Origin of the sequence: Streptosporangium oxazolinicum (assembly GCF_039537505.1) — a bacterium.
GTDB lineage: Bacteria > Actinomycetota > Actinomycetes > Streptosporangiales > Streptosporangiaceae > Streptosporangium > Streptosporangium oxazolinicum.
The window spans coordinates 1,113,567-1,131,715 of record NZ_BAABAQ010000001.1; the positions used below are offsets into that span (position 1 = coordinate 1,113,567).

The 18,149-nt window shown below is 68.8% G+C and carries 17 protein-coding genes; 9 read left to right on the plus strand and 8 right to left on the minus strand.

The window, feature by feature from the left end; translation table 11 throughout:
* Nucleotides 1-468: 468 nt before the first annotated feature.
* Complete coding sequence (gene dnaA, locus ABD817_RS05265; RefSeq protein ID WP_344915506.1) at nt 469-2,211, minus strand: chromosomal replication initiator protein DnaA; 1,743 nt, start codon at nt 2,209-2,211, stop codon at nt 469-471.
* 531 nt (nt 2,212-2,742) lie between these two features.
* Between dnaA and rpmH the strand changes: the two genes are divergently transcribed.
* From rpmH to ABD817_RS05305, 8 genes are all read left to right on the plus strand, one after another.
* A complete protein-coding gene (gene rpmH, locus ABD817_RS05270) occupies nt 2,743-2,880 on the plus strand; it encodes a 50S ribosomal protein L34 (protein ID WP_329088117.1) in 138 nt (45 codons plus the stop codon).
* Between the two features lie 109 nt (nt 2,881-2,989).
* Entirely contained in the window at nt 2,990-3,364 is a 375-nt protein-coding gene (gene rnpA, locus ABD817_RS05275) for a ribonuclease P protein component (protein ID WP_344915508.1), read from the plus strand.
* Nucleotides 3,361-3,642 carry a membrane protein insertion efficiency factor YidD gene (gene yidD, locus ABD817_RS05280; protein ID WP_425583256.1) on the plus strand — a complete coding sequence of 94 codons (282 nt, stop codon included), beginning with the start codon at nt 3,361-3,363 and terminating at the stop codon, nt 3,640-3,642. Before rnpA ends, yidD begins: the two co-directional genes overlap by 4 nt.
* Before the next feature lie 4 nt (nt 3,643-3,646).
* Complete coding sequence (yidC, locus tag ABD817_RS05285; RefSeq protein ID WP_344915510.1) at nt 3,647-4,594, plus strand: membrane protein insertase YidC; 948 nt, start codon at nt 3,647-3,649, stop codon at nt 4,592-4,594.
* Nucleotides 4,595-4,629: 35 nt separating this feature from the next.
* Nucleotides 4,630-5,133, plus strand: coding sequence for a Jag family protein (locus ABD817_RS05290; RefSeq protein ID WP_344915512.1), 504 nt, complete (start codon nt 4,630-4,632; stop codon nt 5,131-5,133).
* A 505-nt stretch (nt 5,134-5,638) separates the two neighbouring features.
* Nucleotides 5,639-6,334, plus strand: coding sequence for a 16S rRNA (guanine(527)-N(7))-methyltransferase RsmG (rsmG, locus tag ABD817_RS05295; protein WP_344915514.1), 696 nt, complete (start codon nt 5,639-5,641; stop codon nt 6,332-6,334).
* Nucleotides 6,335-6,531: 197 nt separating this feature from the next.
* Complete coding sequence (locus tag ABD817_RS05300) at nt 6,532-7,458, plus strand: ParA family protein (RefSeq protein WP_344915516.1); 927 nt, start codon at nt 6,532-6,534, stop codon at nt 7,456-7,458.
* A gap of 71 nt (nt 7,459-7,529) precedes the next feature.
* Entirely contained in the window at nt 7,530-8,519 is a 990-nt protein-coding gene (locus tag ABD817_RS05305) for a ParB/RepB/Spo0J family partition protein (protein ID WP_344915518.1), read from the plus strand.
* 997 nt (nt 8,520-9,516) lie between these two features.
* Here ABD817_RS05305 and ABD817_RS05310 read toward each other — a convergent pair.
* From ABD817_RS05310 to ABD817_RS05320, 3 genes are all read right to left on the minus strand, one after another.
* Nucleotides 9,517-10,575, minus strand: a complete 1,059-nt coding sequence (locus tag ABD817_RS05310) for a threonine aldolase family protein (protein ID WP_344915520.1) — start codon at nt 10,573-10,575, stop codon at nt 9,517-9,519.
* Between the two features lie 533 nt (nt 10,576-11,108).
* Entirely contained in the window at nt 11,109-12,062 is a 954-nt protein-coding gene (locus ABD817_RS05315) for a D-alanine--D-alanine ligase family protein (RefSeq protein ID WP_344915522.1), read from the minus strand.
* Between the two features lie 197 nt (nt 12,063-12,259).
* The gene (locus ABD817_RS05320) at nt 12,260-13,492 is read right to left on the minus strand and encodes an aminotransferase-like domain-containing protein (protein WP_344915618.1); all 1,233 of its coding nucleotides are present in this window, start codon (nt 13,490-13,492) and stop codon (nt 12,260-12,262) included.
* 300 nt (nt 13,493-13,792) lie between these two features.
* Here ABD817_RS05320 and ABD817_RS05325 point away from each other — a divergent pair, with 300 nt between their 5' ends.
* Nucleotides 13,793-14,413, plus strand: a complete 621-nt coding sequence (locus ABD817_RS05325; RefSeq protein ID WP_326646217.1) for a GNAT family N-acetyltransferase — start codon at nt 13,793-13,795, stop codon at nt 14,411-14,413.
* Between the two features lie 307 nt (nt 14,414-14,720).
* On the opposite strand, the gene trxA is transcribed toward ABD817_RS05325, so the two are convergent.
* The 4 genes from trxA to sigM form a co-directional block, all read right to left on the minus strand.
* Nucleotides 14,721-15,044: a thioredoxin gene (gene trxA / locus ABD817_RS05330; RefSeq protein WP_344915524.1), complete on the minus strand. Its 324-nt coding sequence runs from the start codon at nt 15,042-15,044 to the stop codon at nt 14,721-14,723.
* Nucleotides 15,045-15,316: 272 nt separating this feature from the next.
* On the minus strand, nt 15,317-16,249 hold the full coding sequence (trxB, locus tag ABD817_RS05335; protein ID WP_344915526.1) for a thioredoxin-disulfide reductase: 933 nt from the start codon (nt 16,247-16,249) through the stop codon (nt 15,317-15,319).
* A gap of 250 nt (nt 16,250-16,499) precedes the next feature.
* The gene (locus ABD817_RS05340) at nt 16,500-17,417 is read right to left on the minus strand and encodes a zf-HC2 domain-containing protein (protein WP_344915528.1); all 918 of its coding nucleotides are present in this window, start codon (nt 17,415-17,417) and stop codon (nt 16,500-16,502) included.
* Nucleotides 17,407-18,054 carry an RNA polymerase sigma factor SigM gene (gene sigM / locus ABD817_RS05345; protein WP_329088091.1) on the minus strand — a complete coding sequence of 216 codons (648 nt, stop codon included), beginning with the start codon at nt 18,052-18,054 and terminating at the stop codon, nt 17,407-17,409. Before sigM ends, ABD817_RS05340 begins: the two co-directional genes overlap by 11 nt.
* Nucleotides 18,055-18,149: the final 95 nt, after the last annotated feature.

Genomic DNA, 18,149 nt, shown 5'->3' on the forward strand with positions numbered 1-18,149 from the left:
TTTCCTAGTTAGAGATACAAGTGGCCTTCGTAATAGGGGCTGTGGATACTGTGGAAAGCCATTGTTTCCGCAGGTCAAGTGCTGTTTTTTCATCCACCGGGGCTGTGGGCGGAGACTGTGGACAACTCTTGGGGCTGGGGAGAACCTCGGAGTACACACAGGCCGTCCCCAGGTTCGGTGCCCTCTGTCCCCAAGTTTTCCACGAGGTTTCCCCAGGTTATCCACGGGGTAGGAGGTCGTTTTGTCCCTGTGGAAAACTCTCCCCACAGGGCGTCCCCAGGTTATCCACGAGTTGTCCACAGGTTGTCCCCAAGTTCTCCCCAGAGTTGTCCACAGGCGCCGAACAGCGTTCGGACCAGCGGGTTTCCGGATGATCATGGCTGGACGCCCCGGAGCCTCCCGGGCCCCCGCGAACCGTTGATCCACAAGGTTTTCCACAGCCTGTGCATCACTGGGTGAAAAACCTCATCATCCATTGCGGGACTGCTGCTTGATCCGGGTCGTCAGCTCGTTGACCTGGTTGTAGATCGAGCGCCGCTCGGCCATCAGGGAGCGGATCTTCCGGTCGGCGTGCATCACCGTGGTGTGGTCGCGGCCACCGAACTGCTGGCCGATCTTCGGCAGCGACATGTCGGTCAGCTCCCGGCACAGATACATGGCGATCTGCCGGGCGGTCACCAGCACCCGCGAGCGCGACCCGCCGCACAGGTCGTCGATCGAGAGCCCGAAGTAAGCGGCGGTGGACGCCATGATCGTGGCGACGGTGATCTCCGAGCCCGCGTCCTCGGTGATCAGGTCCTTGAGCACGACCTCGGTGAGCTGCAGGTCCACCGACTGCCGGTTCAGGCTCGCGAACGCGGTCACCCTGATCAGGGCGCCCTCCAGCTCACGGATGTTCGTCGAGATGCGGCTGGCGATGTACTCCAGCACCTCCGGCGGCGCGGCGAGGCCCTCCTGGATCGCCTTCTTGCGCAGGATCGCGATCCGGGTCTCCAGCTCGGGCGGCTGGACGTCGGTGATCAGCCCCCACTCGAACCGGTTGCGCAGCCGGTCCTCCAGCGTGACCAGCTGTTTCGGCGCCCGGTCGCTGGAGATGACGATCTGTTTGTTGGAGTTGTGCAGCGTGTTGAAGGTGTGGAAGAACTCCTCCTGCGTCTGCTCCTTGCCCTCCAGGAACTGGATGTCGTCCACCAGCAGGATGTCCACCGCCCGGTAGCGGCCCCGGAAGTTGTCGGCCTTGTGGTCGCGGATGGAGTTGATGAAGTCGTTGGTGAACTCCTCCGAGCTCACGTATCTCACCCGCGCGCCGTCGTACAGGCTCTGCGCGTAGTGGCCGATCGCGTGCAGCAGGTGGGTCTTGCCCAGGCCCGAGTCACCGTAGATGAACAGCGGGTTGTACGCCTTCGCGGGCGCCTCGGCCACCGCGACCGCCGCCGCGTGCGCGAACCGGTTGCTGGAGCCGATCACGAAGGTGTCGAAGGTGTACTTCGGGTTCAGCCGGGCCGGTTCGCCCGGTGTGCGGCTCCCTCGGCCGTCCCACCTGTTCTGCACGCCCCCGGCGCCGCCCGCGGCGGGCACGGGCGGCGCGCCACGGTCGAAGGAGTCGGGCTCGGGCCGAGGCGGGGACGGCTGCGGGGTGTATCCGCGGCCGTATCCGCCGCCCTGCTCCCCCGGAGAGGGGGGCGGCGACGGCTCCGCGGGGAGATATGGCTGGGGCGACTCCTCGCCCTGCTGGTAGGGGTAGGAGAACGGCTGAGCCTGTGGATAGTCGGTGGACGGCTGCGCGGCCTGGCCACCCCCCGGATAGGGGTGCTGGAGCCCGGAACCCCCGTGGTGCTGGCCCTGAGCGGGCTGTGCATAACCCTGCTGGGTCCCGCCCGCCTGTGTATAACCCGGCGGCTGGGCCTGGGGATAAGTGTCCTGACGGGGGGTGAGCGCGGACTCGGGACCCGCCGCGCTGGGGTCGACCATGACCGCCACCCGCATCGGGCGGCCGAACTCCTGGGAGAGCGCCTGGCTGATCAGCGGACGAAGCTTGTTCTCCAGGACATCTCTGGCGAAATCCGTGGGCGCGGCGAGCACCACGGTGTCGTTCATCAGGCCGAAGGGCCGGGTCATGTTGAGCCAGACCCGCTGCTGGGACGGGACGTTCTCGTTCAGGGAGTTCTCAAGGGCCCTCGCCCAGACCGCGCTGAGGTCCGTTCCGTCCATGGTCCGGCTCCCCTCCTCCCGACGCGGCCCGCTGGCCTACCGCGATCTGTTTATCCACAACGGTGGCCGCCGGGCGCACCGGATCTCGTCGTTGTCCACGTGCCGGGAGTCCCCTGGCCCCTTCGTGGGCGCCATACGAAATCCACATCGAATCCACAGGCTGTGCACAGCCCGTTACCTGCGGTCCGACGCGTCCTCGCAGCGGAGAGAGGGTCTGGAAGGGCCGACAGTAGCCCTGTCCACAGCTGTGTACAAGACGTTGTCCACAGCCTAGTGGCGTACGGGGGGGACGGAGTGCACATCCTGTGGACGGCGAGGCGCCGGTGGATAACGTGCCTGTGGAAACGTGGATAACCTGTGAGCGCGTGCTTCGGGAACACTCTCCGGTTTGACCTGGGACACGCCTGACCCGTAACGTACGACGGTCGGCTTGCCACGCGGCGGCTATTTCGCATGCCCCGCATCCGGTAAGCCAGCCACTGTCGAGCGTCCCCATGTGCTGGGGATGCGTCCTGAGCCTGGAGCCCACTCGTGAGCAAGCGTACTTTCCAGCCGAACAACCGCCGTCGTGCGAAGACCCACGGCTTCCGGCTCCGCATGCGCACCCGCGCCGGCCGCGCCATCCTTGCCGCTCGCCGTCGCAAGGGCCGCGCCGAGATCTCCGCCTGACGCATCCGTTGTGCCCGGTCCGCCGGGCCTAGGCAGTAGCGCCCGTCGCCCGTCGGCATCGCTGCCGGCGGGCGACGGGCGTACCTGCCCAGGGTGACCAAGATCTCTCGTGCTGCCGTCCGGGTCCCGCATGCGCCGGGGCGACGAGTTCGCCGGCGCGATCAGAAGGGGAAGCCGAGCAGGCCGCCCCACCCTGGTCGCGCATCTCGGCATGCGTTCTGACAGGGATTCTCCCCCCCTGGTGGGATTCGTGGTGAGCCGTGCCGTAGGAGGCGCGGTCATCAGAAATCGGGTTAAGCGTCAGTTGAGACACCTCATGCGAGACCGTCTCGACCGGCTTCCGAGAGGTAGCCTGCTGGTTGTACGCGCCAATCCACCGGCCGCGTCCGCGCGAAGCGAGCGCATTGCCGCCGAACTCGACGTCGCGCTGGATCGTTTACTCAGGCGGCTGGAGCCCCCCGGGGCTCGCATGGATGGGCGATGATGACGGCGCAGCAGACCGCTGGAATTTCTCCGGCTGCCAGGATCCTGATGGCTCCGATCCGGTTCTACCGGGCCTTCGTGAGCCCTCTGCTGGGTCCCCGTTGCCGCTTCCACCCCTCGTGCAGTGCCTACGGCCTCGAAGCCGTGGCCGTTCACGGCGCGCTGCGCGGCACCTGGTTGACGATCCGGAGAATCGGGCGTTGCCACCCATTCCATCCCGGAGGCTTTGACCCGGTGCCCCCGCGCCCGGGTCGGTCCGACGAAACGCAAGGGAGCTAGCTCGGTGGAGCTGTCCTGGCTGAACTGGCTGTACACAGCCGTCGCCCAAGTAATCACCTGGATTCACCAGGGCTACAGCACCTTCATCCCGAAGGACAACGGGCTCAACTGGGCGCTGACCATCATCACGCTCACCGTGCTGATGCGGTTGTTGATCTTCCCGCTCTTCCTCAAGCAGATGCGCTCGTCGAAGAAGATGCAGGAGCTCGCGCCCAAGGTCCAGGAGATCCGCAAGCGGTACAAGAACGACAAGCAGCGCATGAACCAGGAGGTCATGGCGCTGTACCAGGGACAGGGAGCCAACCCGCTGGGTGGCTGCCTGCCGATCCTGGCGCAGTTCCCGATCTTCATCTCGATGTTCACCGTGCTGCAGGCCATGGCCGCGGGCCACGCCAAGTTCGGCATGACGCAGGAGCTCGTCGACAGCGCGCGGGCCGCGCACATCTTCGGCGCCCCGATCCCGGCGACGTTCTTCACGAGCTCGGCCGACATCCTCAAGCTGGACGCCGACCCGATCATCACCAAGGTCGTGCTCGCGATCTTCGTGGCGGTCAGCTCGCTGACGACCTTCCTCACCGTCCGGCAGAGCGTGACCCGCTCGATCGCCCAGATGCCGGACAACCCGATGGCGCAGCAGCAGAAGATCCTGATGTACGTCTCGCCGCTGTTCGCGATCTTCTCGCTCAACTTCCCCCTCGGCCTGATCCTCTACTGGGTCACCACGAACCTCTGGACCCTCGGCCAGCAGCACTGGTTCTACAGCCGCAACCCCACCCCGGTGGTCGACGCCAAGGGCAACATCACGACCCCCGAGCCCAAGCCGAGCCTGCTGAGCAAGGTCAAGAAGACCACTCCCGAGCCCGAGGCGCCGCCCGTACCGGAGGCCAAGGTGATCCGGCAGCAGCCCACCCGCCAGCCCCGCAGCAAGCGGACCGGCAGCAAGAAATCCTGACGTCTCATCCCGACAGCACGAAGGAGTGGCCGGACGTGACCGAGGCCGAGGCCGAGAAGGAGCCCGTGAAGGCGGCTCCCGATCTCGCCGCCCTGGAGCAGGAAGGCGAGATCGCGGCGGACTACGTCGAGGGTCTGCTCGACATCGCCGACATCGACGGTGACATCGACATGGATGTCGAAGGCGATCGCGCCGTGGTGTCGGTCGTCGACATCAAGGGCGGCGACCTGGTCGGCCCCAACGGCGAGGTGCTGGAGGCCATCCAGGAGCTGACCCGCCTCGCGGTCCACCGCCAGACGGGCGAGCGGTCGCGCCTGATGCTCGACATCGGCGGCTACCGCGACCGCCGCCGGAGCGAGCTGAGCGAGCTCGGCACCAAGATCGCGGCGGACGTCAAGCGGAACGGCGAGCCCAAGTCGCTGCAGCCGATGACCCCGTTCGAGCGGAAGATCGTGCATGACGCCGTCGCCGCGGCGGGCCTGCGGAGCGAGTCCGAGGGCGAGGAGCCCCGTCGTTTCGTGGTGGTCCTTCCTGTTTAGTGCGCCTCAGCTTTAGTGCGCCTCAGCGCGACGGCACGGGCTGACAGAGGCCGCCGCCCCCGGGTTACCGGGGACGGCGGCCTTTCTCATGCCTTTCTTGGGACCTCCGGCCTCTTGGGACCTCCGGCTTCTCAGGATCTCCGCCGCCTCGGGGCCCTGGCTCGCCTCAGGGCCACCGGCTTTTCTCAGGGGCTCCCCCGGACTTCCCTTGGCCTTCTCCCGACCTTCCTTTGACCTTCTTCCGGCCTTTCTCGCGGTCCGTGCCACACGGCCGCCGCCCGCGCCCCAGCCCTGACGCCGCCGTCCGCACATCCCACGATCTCGCCTTATAAGCCGTATAGCCGTATTAGCCGTGGCCGTATGCGTGCCGTACGGTGTCGCGGTTCCGCGCTCTACGGCCTCCGACGGCGCCGTCAACCCCCGTGCTGTACGACGGCGTCGAAGCGGGCCGTTAGCCTTGAGACCGGCCTGACCCCGATATTTCCGAGGGAAGAGTGAGCGTCGAGTGAGTGACCAGATCCCCGAACCGCCCGAGGTCGCGCGCGAGGTGTTCACCGGCGACGCCTGGGCGAGAGCGGAGGCCTTCGCGGAGATGCTGGCCGGTCCCGGGGTGGTGCGCGGGCTGCTCGGCCCGCGGGAGGTACCGCGCATCTGGGACCGCCACCTGCTCAACTGCGCGGTGATCGCCGAGGCCGTGCCCGCCGATGTGCGCCTGGTCGACATCGGTTCCGGTGCGGGCCTGCCGGGCCTGGTGCTGGCGATCGTACGGCCCGACATCACCGTCACCCTCCTGGAGCCGCTTCTTCGCAGAACGGTCTTCCTGGAGGAGTGCGTGGAGTCGCTGAAACTCGACAACGTCGAGGTGCTGCGCGGCCGGGCCGAGGAGTTCGCGGGCAGGCGGGAGTTCGACATCGCCTCCGCCCGCGCGGTGGCACCGCTCGACCGTCTGCTGAAATGGTCGTTACCTCTCCTGCGCGAGGGGGGTGAGCTGCTGGCCATGAAGGGCGAGCGTGCCGCGGAGGAGCTGGCGGACGCCGAGCCGCAATTGCGGTCGAGTGGGGTGCAAACCGCTGAGCTTACATCGGTCGGGCACGGTAAGGTCGAGCCGCCCGCAACTCTCATCCGGGTGGTCGCCGGTCGAGCTCCCGAAGGAGCGCGGAAGGCCTCTCGCCGGAAGGATCGTGCCTCGCGAGGCAGATAAGCGCGAGGCCACCAGATAAACCGAGCAAAGCGAGTACGAGGCCAGTGAACGACCGTTCGAGTGCGATCGCCAGCGCGAGGAGCGGTCTCGGCTGGCCCGAGGTTCCCGCCGTTTTGCCCCATGGACGCCTTTCCGGTCTGGGCTGGCCGGCACCAGCTCCCGGTGCCGTAGTCAGGCCGGTTGAAAGGAAAACGACCGTGACCCAGACCCCCCTTAATCCCGGCGACTCGCCGCTGGTACGAGAGGCACTCAGCTCAGTGGTTTCACGTGAAACATCGGCCCAGAAGACCGCCGTCGCTCCCGGAGGTTCCGCCGGGGTCAGGGACGGAGACTGGCCTCGCCCTGCCAAAACCCGGATTTTCACCGTCGCCAACCAGAAGGGCGGCGTCGGCAAGACCACCACGTCGGTCAACCTGGCGGCGGCGCTCTCCATGCACGGCCAGCGGGTGCTCGTGGTCGACCTCGACCCCCAGGGCAACGCCTCGACGGCCCTGGCTGTCGAGCACCGCGGTGACGTACCGGACATGTACAAGGTGCTCGTGGAGGACCTGCCGCTCGCGGAGGCCGTGAAGGAGGTCCCGGACATGCCGGGCCTCTACTGCGCCCCCGCCACGATCGACCTCGCCGGCGCGGAGATCGAGCTGGTCTCCATGGTCGCTCGCGAGGCCCGCCTGCAGCGCGCGCTGACCGCCTACGACGCCGTCACGTTCGACTACATCCTCATCGACTGCCCTCCCTCGCTCGGCCTGCTGACGGTCAACGCGCTGATGGCCGCGAACGAGCTGCTGATCCCCATCCAGTGCGAGTACTACGCGCTGGAAGGTCTTGGCCAGCTGCTGAGGAACGTGGATCTGGTCCGCGCGCACCTGAACCCCACGCTCGACCTCTCCACCATCCTCATGACGATGTACGACGGGCGCACCCGGCTCGCCTCCCAGGTCGCCGACGAGGTCCGCTCCCACTTCGGCGCGACGGTGCTGAGCACGCTGATCCCCCGAAGCGTGCGCGTCTCCGAGGCGCCGAGTTACGGTCAGTCGGTCATGACGTACGACCCGGGTTCCAGCGGCGCGATGGCCTACATGGACGCCGCCCGCGAGATCGCCTATCGCGGTGTGGCCGTATGAGCACCCGGAATCCCGTGGCCGCGGCCACGGGTATGTCAGTGAGTGCGACACCTTGAGTCTCGGGAGGGGCAGTGAGTAAGCAGCCGAGAGGGCTGGGCAGGGGGCTGGGGGCGCTCATCCCGACCGGTCCGGCCGTCGTCGCGGAGACGCCCGTGTCGATGACCGTGACCATGGTCGCCCCGGAGCCGGTGGTGCCGGAAGCGGTGGTGCCGGAGCAGCCCGGTCCCAAGCCGGTCGCGGGCGCCTACTTCCTTGAGATTCCCGTCGACGACATCGTGCCCAACCCGCGTCAGCCGCGCGACATCTTCGACGAGGAGGCCCTGCAGGAACTGGCCACCTCAATAGGGGAGGTCGGCCTGCTCCAGCCGATCGTGGTGCGCGCCACGGGCGAGGGTCGCTATGAGCTGATCATGGGAGAGCGCCGCTGGCGCGCTTCCAAGGCCGCCGGGCTCTCCGAGATCCCCGCGATCGTGCGGGAGACCCAGGAGGACAAGCTCCTGCTTGACGCGCTCATCGAGAACCTCCAGCGCGAGCAGCTCAACGCCCTGGAGGAGGCGGCGGCCTACCAGCAGTTGCTCGACGACTTCGGCGCGACCCACGAGCAGCTCGCCACCCGCATCGGCCGCTCCCGCTCGCACGTGACCAACACGGTGCGCCTGCTGAAGTTGCCGCCCGGGGTGCAGCGCAAGGTCGCGGCCGGAACGATCAGCGCGGGCCACGCCCGAGCCCTGCTCCGCCTGGACGATCCCGCGGCCCAGGAACACCTCGCCAACCGGATCTCGACCGAGCTGCTGTCGGTCCGCGCGGTCGAGGAGATCGTCGCGGTGGGCGACGCCAAGGCGGCCCCGGCGCCGGTTCCGCGTGCACCCCGGGCGAAGCCCGACGAGGAGCCCGCCCTGCGGAATCTGGCCGACCGCCTCTCCGACCGCTTCGAGACCCGGGTGAAGGTCGACTTCGGCCGTCGCAAGGGGCGCATCGTGGTGGAGTTCGCGACCATCGACGATCTGGAGCGCATCATCGGCACGATGGCTCCGGGGTCGTTGCAGGCGATGGAAGGATGATCTCACCGGCTCAGGAGGCCGTGAACGCGAGCCCGTGGCGCATCCCGCCGAGCCGGTGAATCTCCCCCGAGGCCCCTTCCGGGGTGGCTGCCTTCCGGGATGACCCCCGGCGGCCGGCCTTCCCGGACGGTTCCTCGGATATGAGAGCGGCCTCGCTGTTTCACGTGAAACAGCGAGGCCGCTCTCATATTCAGGGGTGGGCAGGCCGTTCTCGGACCTTTTCCGCTCTGGTGGCACAGCGCTCTCGCGCCCGGCCGCTGCACCTGCTCGGCCGCTCTCCAACTGCTCCAGCGCTCAGCGGCCTTCATACGCGCCTGTTTCCCCGCCCTCCTCCCCGCCTCCTTTCCGCGTCCGGCCTTCCGTGCATGCGCATCCTGTTCCGCGCTCCCTGCCTTCCGGTGCCCCGCACCACCGCCTTCCGTTCGCCCCCTGTGCTTCGCCGTACGGAGTTGCGGCGATCGAAGGGTCCACCGCCTTCCGGTGGCGCCTCGCGGGTGCGTGTGCACGGCCTCGGGGCCGTATGTCCGGTGTCGACGCGACTGCTGCGAGGAGGAGGGGAGAGGCGTCGCGCGGAGAGGGATATGAGAAGAGGGGGAGACGCCACGCCCCGGCGAGGGAGGGGCTTTTTACGCGGTGCCGGAGTCAGTCGCCCGCCGTGGTCGTTTCACCGGGAGGCTCCCGCTGCCGCAATGGCGAGGGCGGCAGCGTTTCACGTGAAACATCGGTCGGCGGGACATGCGGTCGCGGGACATGCGGACCGGCGGTCCTCGGCGAGACGTGAGCCCTCGGTGAGGAGGACGGGCGTATCGGGAGGGGTGAGGATGCCGGACTCTCGTTCTGCGGAACGTCCGGGAATCTTCTCGTGTGGGAGAGGCATCTGCGGAATGCCTGGATCTTGTGCGCGGGAGAGGGGTGGCCCAGGGGGTAGCGGCCGGTGTTTCACGTGAAACAGTCGCTGCTCCTGAGGGAGGGCTGTTTCACGTGAAACAGAGGTCACTCAAGAGCCGACGGCATCCTGGACGGCGAGACGGATGTCGGCGACGAAAGTGTCGACATGCTCGGGGGTGGTGTCGAAGGCGGTCACCCAGCGGACCACGTTCTCGGCCGCGTCCCAGACATGGAAGAGATAGCGCTGCTGTAGTTCCGCGATGGCCTTCTCCGGGAGGGCGGGGAAGACGGCGTTGGACTGCACGGGGTAGCGCAGGGAGACGCCCGAGAGATCGGCGATCCCTTGGGCCAGGCGGTGGGCCATGGCGTTGGCGTGGGCGGCGTTCTCGCGCCAGAGCTCCCCGGTGAGGAGAGCGGTCAGCTGGGCGGAGACGAAGCGCATCTTGGAGGCGAGCTGCATCCCCTGCTTGCGCAGGAACGGCGCCGCGGCGTTCAGCTCCGGACGGAGGACCACGAGCGCCTCGGCGCCCATGGCGCCGTTCTTGGTCCCCCCGAAGCTGAGCAGGTCCACGCCCGCGTCCGTGGTGAGGGAGCGGAGCGAGCAGCCGAGTTCGGCCGCCGCGTTGGCCAGCCGGGCGCCGTCCATGTGCAGGAAGAGGTTGTGCGCGTGCGCGAACTCCGCGAGCTCGGCGATCTCGTCGGCGGTGTAACAGGTGCCGCACTCGGTCACCTGGGAGATGGAGACGACCCTGGGCTGAGAGTGGTGCTCATCCCCCAGCACGGACAGCTGGCCACGGAGATCGTCCACGGAGATCTTGCCGTCCCCCGTGGGGAGGGTGACCAGCTTGGCGCCCAGCACGCGTTCGGCGGCACCGCACTCGTTGGTGTTGATGTGGGCGGTGACAGGGCAGAGCACCGCGTCGTACGCCCGGAGTACGAGCCCGAGGCCCACGACGTTGGCGCCGGTGCCGTTGAACATCGGGTGGGCGGTCGCGTGGGCGCCGAACTCGGTGCGGAAGACGTCCTGCATCGCGGTGGTCCAGGCGTCCCCGCCGTAGGGGAGGGCGTCTCCGGCGTTCGCTTCGAGGATGGCGGTGAGAACCGCAGGGTGTACGCCCGCGTGGTTGTCGCTGGCGAAGCTCTTGGGGAATGGGGTAGAGGTCAGCACACGGCCAGCGTAGGGGGAAGCCCGACCTGTGCACCGACCCGGCCTATCCGCCGACCCGGCTCCTCATCGACCCGGTCCACCTCATCGACCCGGTCCACCTCATCGACCCGGCCCACCCATCGACCCGCCGACCCGATTCGAATCGGCCACCCACCGTGCCCCGTCGACCCGGCCCACCCGCCCGTCCGCTGGTTCGATCCGATCTGCCCGCCGCGACCCGTCGACCCGGCCCGGTCCACCCACCCGTCCGCCGATTTGAGTCGATCTGCCCGTCGTGACCCGTCGCCCCGTCGCCCCGTCGCCCCGTCGCCCCGTCGCCCCGACCCGAACCTGGCCCACCCGTCCGCCGATTTGAGCCGACCTACCCGCCGTGACCCATCGCCTTGTCGACCCGACCCGGCCCGCCCACCCATCCGCCGGTTCGACCCGGCCCGCCCACCGGGATCGTCTCGTTCACAGACCCGGTCCTCGTACCGGGAAGGCCGCCACCGTTCACCGGTGCGGCGGCCCTCGCGGGGAGCCGGGCCAGGGGGTCAGGCCCCGCGGATGGCGGCCTGTTCCAGGAGGACCCGGCAGAGGGTGCCGAGGTCGTCCCCGGCGGCCTCCGCGGCCATGGGGAGGAGGGACGTCTCGGTCATCCCCGGGGCGACGTTCACCTCGAGGAAGTGGGGCAGGCCGTCCGCGTCGACGATCAGGTCGGTGCGGGAGATGTCCCTGAGACCGAGAGCCGTGTGCGCGGTCACGGCCATCTCGGCGCAGGCCGCCGACGCCTCGGGCGAGAGGCGCGCCGGGGCGAAGAACTCGGTGTGCCCGGCGGTGTAGCGGGCCGCGTAGTCGTACACGCCCTCGTTGGCGACGATCTCCACGGGGGGCAGCGCCACCGGCCCGCTCCCGAGGTCGACCACGGAGACGGCGACCTCGACCCCTTCGATACAGCGCTCGATCAGCGCGGTGTCGCCGTAGGCGAAGCAGCCGACCATGGCGGCGGGGAACTCCTCGGCGCTGCGGACGACCGACGCGCCGAGCGCCGAGCCGCCGCGGGACGGCTTGACGAACAGGGGGAGGCCGAGGCGGTCCACGATGCGGGCCAGCACCGCGGAGGCGCCGAGGTCGTGGAAGGTCTCCTTGGGCAGCGTCACCGACTCGGGGGTGCGCAGCCCGACAGAGCGGACGACGGTCTTGGCGGTGGGCTTGTCGTAGGCGACCCGGCAGGCGTCGGGGCCGGCGCCGACGTACGGGACGGAGAGGAGTTCGAGGACCGAGCGGATGGCGCCGTCCTCGCCCGCTCCGCCGTGGAGGGTGACGAAGACCGCGTCCGGCGGGTCCGCGAGCACGGCGGGAACCAGTGACGCGTCGGTGTCGCGGGTCTCCACGGAGATGCCCGCCGCCCGCAGCACCTCGCTCACCCGCCGGCCCGAACGCAGCGAGACCTCTCGCTCGTAGGAGAGCCCGCCCGCCAGGACGAGCACGTGGCCCAGGTCACTCATCCGACATACCTCTCGTCAAGGCCCGCTCCGAGCCTGTCCTGTCGCTCTCGTCACGCGCGGCCCGGTTGTCCCGACGGATCGGGATCGATCACCGCGCACCGGCGCAGGAAGTCACCGTACGGCACCGGGGGGAGGAGCTCATGCCGGAGGTGCCCCGTGGCACGGGACACCTGGCGGGGGAACGGGGTGTGGCGGGGTTACGCGAGGTCGGGGGCCGGGGTGTCGATACCGGCGCGTTCGGCGGGCGAACCGGTCCCGAAGGTGTCGCGGACCCGGAGCTCCTGCCCGATCACCCCGGCCAGGCGGCGGACGCCCTCGCGGATGCGGTCAGGCTCGGGATAGCAGTAGGAGAGCCGCATGTGCCGCGCGCCGCCGCCGTCGGCGAAGAAACCGGTGCCCGGCACGAAGGCCACCCGCTCCGCGACCGCGCGGGGCAGGAGCGCCTTGGAGTCGAGCCCCTCGGGGAGGGTCGCCCAGACGAAGAACCCGCCACCGGGGCGGGTCCAGGTGACGCCGTCGGGCATCAGGGCCTCCAGCGAGGAGAGCATGGTGTCGCGGCGCTCGCGGTAGAGCTCCCTGAACGCCTTGATCTGCTCGCGCCAGGGCTGGGTGGCGAGATACTGGCCGACGGCCAGCTGGGTGAAGGAGGAGTGCGACAGGACCGCGGACTCCATCGCCAGCACCAGCTTCTCGCGGATGGCGTGCGGGGCGAGGGCCCAGCCGACCCGGAAACCGGGGGCCAGGGTCTTGGAGAACGAGCCGAGGTAGACGACGCCGTCGGCGTTGTCGGCGCGCAGCGTCCGCATGGGCTCGCCGTCGAAGCCGAGCATGCCGTACGGGTTGTCCTCGACGATCAGCACGTCGGCCCGCTGGCAGATCTCCAGGACCTGCTGCCTGCGGGCGGCGCTGAGCGTCACGCCCGCGGGGTTCTGGAAGGTGGGGATCGTGTAGAGGAACTTGATCCGGTTGCCCGCGCTCCTCAGGGCGTAGATGGTCTGGGCCAGCGACTCGGGGACGATGCCCTCGCTGTCCATCGCGACGTGGATGACCCTGGCCTGGTAGGCGGAGAAGGTGCCCAGGGCTCCGACGTAGGAGGGTCCCTCGGCGAGCACGACGTCACCCGGGTCGATGAAGATCCGGGTGATCAGGTCGAGGGCCTGCTGGGAGCCGACGGTCACGACGACGTCGTCCGAGTTGGCCTCGATCCCCTCCATCCGCATGACGTCGCAGATCTGCTCGCGCAGGTGCGGGTCGCCCTGCCCCGAGCCGTACTGGAGCGCGACGGGACCGCGCCTGGCGACCAGGTCGGCGACCAGCTCCCCCACCACGTCCAGGGGGAGGGCGGTGACGTACGGCATGCCGCCGGCGAGCGAGACCACCTCGGGCCTCGACGCGACGGAGAAGAGAGCTCGCACCTCGGAGGCGACCATCCCGGTTGCTCGTGCCGCGTAACGGTCGACGTAGGCGTCGATGCGCGACCCTTGGATCGGGGCGATGGTCTGACCGTGATCGTTGTCTTGGGGCACGGTCCACCTCCTAGGTTGTGTGGAGCACACAAAGCGCTCATACCAGAGAAACCAGGGTACGTCAGGGGCTGTAGTCGTCTGCGTGTGGGGACGGGACCTCCTGAAACCAAGACCCGCACTGGGCTACGATGCCAGCTGGAGACGCCGTTTTCGCGCGTTTTTCGCCATGGCTTGCACTCGTCTCGCCAGGATTGGGGCCAACAGGTGTCGCGTCGGCTGGCAAACGTCACCCTCGACAATCTCGACGACCTGCCGCGCCGCTGCCGCCGGTGCGTCTTCTGGGAGCTCGATCCCGTCAACGCGGACCGGGCCGTGAAGGCCGGTGATCCGGGGCTGGAGAAGGAGGCCTGGATCTCCTCGACCCTGCTGGAGTGGGGAAGCTGCGGCAAGATCGTATATGTGGACGGGGTGGCGGCCGGGTTCGTGCTCTACGCGCCACCCCACTACGTGCCGCGCTCGGTGGCCTTCCCGACCTCCCCGGTCAGCGCGGACGCGGTGCTGCTGATGACCGCGCACATCATCCCGGAGTTCTCCGGGGGCGGACTGGGCCGGATGCTGGTCCAGGGCGTGGCCAAGGACCTGACCCGGCGCGGGGTTCGGGCGATCGAGGCGTTCGGCGACCTCAAGTGGGAGCAGCCGGGCGCGTGCCTGATGCCCGCCGACTACCTGCTCTCCGTGGGTTTCAAGACGGTACGCCCGCACCTGCGCTTTCCCCGCCTCCGCCTGGAGCTCAAGAACGCCGTCTCGTGGCGTGAGGACGTCGAGGTGGCACTGGAGAGGCTCCTCGGGTCCATGAGTCCAGAGAGGGCGCTGCGGCCCGTCTGAGACCCTCTGGAGCCCGTACGCCACGCTCTGGGGCCGAACGCCCTCCTCGAAGCCGAACGCGTCCTCCGGGGCCGTGAGCCCGCCTCCGGAGGCTGGTGAGCTCGCCTCCAGAGCCGAGGGCCGTGAGCCCGTCTCCAGGGCGGCCCGTGGGCCCGCCTGGCGTACGACCGGGAAGCCCGCTGTTGGAAGCCCCGCGCATGTGAAAGCCCCCCGCGGTGAGACGGGGGGCTTTCAATGGGTGGGTGTGCCGCTCGGAAGCGGGTGATACGGGCGGACACGCCGTGGGGGGCGGCCGACCGCAGGGGGCCTAAATGATGCCCTCAAGTTCGCGAAGCAGCATGGCCTTCGGCTTGGCGCCGATGATCTGCTTCACAACCTCTCCGTTCTTATAGACGTTCAGGGTAGGAATCTGGAGTACGCCGTAGTTTGTCGCCGTTGCCGGATTCTCGTCGACGTTGAGCTTGACGACGGTGAGTTTCTCGGCGTTCTCGCCGGCGATCTCCTCCAGGATGGGCGCGACCTGGCGGCACGGGCCGCACCATTCGGCCCAGAAGTCGACGATGACGGGCTTGTCGCTCTTGAGGACGTCGGCGTCGAAGCTGGCGTCGGTCACGTGCTTGATGGTGCCCAAGGTTCCTGCTCTCCCTCTTGCCTGAGGACTGTTGCCTGAAGACTTGCCTGAGGACTGTTCCCGATGGCGGTGCCTATGGTGGTGCGCCGCACCCGGCGCTCACCGGGTGCGCGTCTGAGCGTGCTGTTGTCCGGGCGACGCGTGTCCAGCGATGTCCGGCGGCGTGTGACGGCGCTCAAGGCCCTTGAAGGCTCTGAAACCCCTGAAGGCTCTGAGGCTCGCCCTGTCGGGCGGAGGCCCCGCCGTCACATTCCGCCCTCACCCGCCGGTCGTCACGCGTTCTCGTGGTCGGCCAGCCAGCGCTCGGAGTCGAGCGAGGCGGCGCAGCCGGTGCCCGCGGCGGTGATCGCCTGACGGTAGGTGTGGTCGACGACGTCGCCCGCGGCGAAGACGCCGTCGAGATTGGTGCGGGTCGAGGGGGCGTCCACCTTGATGTAACCCTCGTCGTCCAGCTCCACCTGGCCCTTGACCAGCTCGGTGCGAGGGTCGTGCCCGATCGCGATGAACAGGCCGGTGGCCGCCAGCTCGCTCTCCGCGCCGGTCTTGAGGTTGCGCACCCGCACCCCGCTCACCTTGCTCTCGCCCAGCACGTCGACGACCTCGCTGTCCCACAGGAAGCGGATCTTCTCGTTGGCGAACGCCCGATCCTGCATGATCTTGCTGGCGCGCAGCTCGTCCCGGCGGTGCACGACCGTCACCGACGCCGCGAACCGGGTCAGGAAGGTCGCCTCCTCCATCGCGGTGTCGCCGCCGCCGACGACCACGATGTCCTGGCCGCGGAAGAAGAACCCGTCACAGGTGGCACACCAGGACACGCCGTGTCCCGACAGCCGCTTCTCGTTCGGCACGCCCAGCTCGCGGTAGCCCGACCCGGTGGCCAGGATGATGGATTTGGCGTAGTAGGTGTCGGTGGCGGTCTTGACGACCTTGGGGGTGGCGGCCAGGTCGACCTCGACCACGTCGTCGGCGACCAGCTCGGCGCCGAACCGCTCGGCCTGCTTACGCAGCCCGTCCATCAGGTCGGGGCCCATGATCCCGTCGGGGAAGCCGGGGAAGTTCTCCACCTCGGTGGTGTTCATCAGGGCGCCACCCGCGGTGACCGACCCCTCGAAGACCAGCGGCTTGAGGTCGGCACGCGCGGAGTACACCGCCGATGTGTAACCGGCGGGACCCGATCCGATGATGATCACATTCCGGACGTCCATCTGCGCTCGCGCCTCTCCCTCTGTCGATGCCACCGGCGTCAACAGATCCTAGGCGCCGGTGATTCCCGCCCGGCGCGGTGACGGATCCACCGGTGAACGGGAAAGCCCGGCACGGACGAATCCATGCCGGGCACCCACGAAAAGGACGGGGGCTTTGGAAGCGGATTACCCGCCGCCGATCACCCCGGGTGTCTCACCAACGGTCGCCCCGGACGGCCTGTCGAGGTCATCCGGGGCCACGTCGTCCTGGTCACTCCCAGCTTGCGAAGCCTGGCTTGCGCACATCGTCACACTGCGGGCCCACGACGTGGACGCGCACCGTGTTCTCGGCCTGGTTCTGCCAGAAGAGCAGGATGTTGGCCTCCTGCCCGTTGTAGAACCCCTGGTCCACGGCGAAGGGCGACTTGCCGACCTTCGCCGAGACCTGCTGGACACACTGGTCGATCTTGGAGTTGTCGGTCGTTCCGACGATGGTCCCGGGGCCGATGTAGCCGAGCAGCGAGCCGCGGAGCTCGGCGTCGGTGTAGTTCCAGTTGCTGTCGGTCAGCGTGTACTGGATCGTGTCCACCGGCGCGGGCTGCGCGATCTGGTGTACGGGGTCCGGGCCGGACGCCGACAGTGTCCCGACCGTCAGCGCGGTCGCGCCGATCACCGCCGCCGCCACGCCCGCCGCCGCGGCGGGCATCGCCCACCGGCGCCGCCGGTTCGCGCCGCGGCGCCTGGCCGGGGCCACCGGGACCACGGTGCCGTCGTCGCCGACGACCCCCAGCCGCACGGCGGGCTCAGGCTCGGGCTCCTGTTCGGGGAGCGGGGCCCTCAGGGGGGTCGTCTCCCATGGCGCCGGTTCTGCGGGAGAGGAGGTCTCCCACGGCGCGTCGCGCATTATGTCGTCCCAGGCCGGTGCTTCCACCAGGCCCACTCCACCTCCACGGAAGCTCTCTGCCTCGGCGGCCAGCGCGCGGTCGATCCTCAGCGCGACTCCCATCGGCATCGCCGGTGTGGGGGTCGCCGCCAGGACCTCACGGACCGCCGCGAGGTCGGCGAGGCTCTCGCCACAGGGATCGCAGATCGCGAGATGCTCGCGTACCCGCATGGCCGTGGCGGCGTCGAGGAGTCCCTCGGCCAGTTCGGCCAAGATCTCCAGGTCGTAGTGCGTATCACCCGTCACGAAGTTCTGCTCCCTTCGCGGATGAGACGCGAGACAGGTCTGATCGGTTCCGCAAATGGGAAAGAATCGGGGCGAGTTTCGCCCGTCCGCGAGCGCACCGGCTCTTCACCGTGCCGCTCGGCACCTCCAGCACCTGGGCCGCGTCCTCGACGGAGTAACCCATCATGTCCACGAGCACCAGCGCGGCGCGCTGGTCGGAGGGCAGCAGCTTCAGGGCCGCCGAAACCTCCATGGACACCTCGCGCTCGGCCGTCTGGTCGAGCACCGGGGTCTCGCGCTCCGCGGCCTCGACGAGCTCGTCGTCGGCCACCGGGCGCACGGACTTCCTGCGCATGCGGTCGAGGCAGGCGTTGACCACGATGCGGTGCAGCCAGGTGGTCACGGCCGCCTCGCCGCGGAAACTCCCGGCCTTGCGGTAGGCCGAGACGAAGGCGTCCTGAACGGCGTCGGCCGCCTCGTCGGGATCGCCCAGCGTGCGCAGGGCGACCGCCCACATGCGGTCTCGATGTCGCTTGACTATTTCACTGAAGGCGTGCGGATCCCCGGCGATGTGCCGGGTGAGCAGGTCGGCGTCGGACACGGGGGCCTTCGCCGTCTGCTCGTCCGCCGCTGGCGGGGTCTCGGGTGGGGAATTCACAAGGAGAGTCCTGCTATACCGATCCGGGGAGAACACCTCTACGGGATAGATGGTGCCACGGATTCTCCGATGATCTGCAAGAAGCGTCGTAAAAC